Source organism: Streptomyces sp. YIM 130001, from assembly GCF_003574445.1.
Lineage (GTDB): Bacteria > Actinomycetota > Actinomycetes > Streptomycetales > Streptomycetaceae > Streptomyces.
Window position 1 is genome coordinate 1 of the sequence record NZ_KZ984599.1, and the last position, 655, is coordinate 655.

1 protein-coding gene is annotated in these 655 nt (G+C 68.9%); it reads right to left on the reverse strand.

Translation table 11 applies throughout. The features are described 5' to 3' along the window. Nucleotides 1-655 (reverse strand): acyl-CoA carboxylase subunit beta (locus tag DSC45_RS35555; RefSeq protein ID WP_276145493.1); only part of this gene is annotated, 655 nt, incomplete at its 5' end.

Below are 655 nucleotides of genomic sequence, written 5' to 3' on the forward strand. Positions count from 1 at the left end.
CTACTGCGGCGGGTTGCCGTGTTTGCGGGAGGGCAGGTCGGCGTGCTTGTTGCGGAGCATCGCGAGCGAGGAGACGAGCACCTGGCGGGTCTCGGCGGGGTCGATGACGTCGTCCACCAGGCCGCGCTCGGCCGCGTAGTAGGGGTGCATGAGCTCGGACTTGTACTCCTTGACCATGCGCGCCCGCATCGCCTCGGGGTCGTCCGCGCTCGCGATCTGCCGGCGGAAGATGACGTTGGCCGCGCCTTCGGCGCCCATCACGGCGATCTCGTTGGTCGGCCAGGCGTAGGTGAGGTCGGCGCCGATGGACTGGGAGTCCATGACGATGTAGGCGCCGCCGTAGGCCTTGCGCAGGATCAGCGAGATCCGCGGCACGGTGGCGTTGCAGTACGCGTAGAGCAGCTTGGCTCCGTGGCGGATGATGCCGCCGTGCTCCTGGTCCACGCCGGGCAGGAAGCCGGGGACGTCGAGGAGCGTGACGATCGGGATGTTGAACGCGTCGCACATCTGGACGAAGCGCGCCGCCTTCTCCGAGGCCTCGATGTCGAGGACTCCGGCGAGGGACTGCGGCTGGTTGGCCACGATGCCCACGACCTGGCCGTCCAGACGGGCGAGCGCACACACGATGTTGCGCGCCCAGCGCTCATGCACCTCC